Consider the following 337-nt stretch of genomic DNA (forward strand, 5'->3'; position numbering starts at 1 on the left):
GCGCTGCGTCTGGACACCGGTAACTTCTCTTGGGGATCGGAATGTTCAACTCGCAAAACCCGTATCATTGATGTTGTGTATAATGCATCTAACAATGAATTGGTGCGTACAAAGACCCTTGTCAAGAATGCAATTGTTGTAGTAGATGCAACTCCATTCAGGCAGTGGTACGAGTCGCATTACACGTTGCCTCTTGGGAGGAAGAAGGGAGCTAAACTGACTGAGGCTGAGGAAGCTATTATCAACAAGAAGAGAAGTCAAAAGACAGCAAGAAAATACTTGGCAAGGCAACGTCTTGCTAAGGTTGAGGGTGCTCTAGAAGAACAATTCCACACGG

At 45.7% G+C, this 337-nt stretch carries 1 protein-coding gene; it reads left to right on the forward strand.

Annotated features, from left to right (window positions below; genetic code table 11):
- Positions 1–9: 9 nt before the first annotated feature.
- On the forward strand, positions 10–337 hold a 328-nt coding region (locus F0U44_RS24420; RefSeq protein ID WP_246160772.1), incomplete at its 3' end, for a hypothetical protein.

Source organism: Nocardioides humilatus, from assembly GCF_008373755.1.
GTDB lineage: Bacteria > Actinomycetota > Actinomycetes > Propionibacteriales > Nocardioidaceae > Nocardioides > Nocardioides humilatus.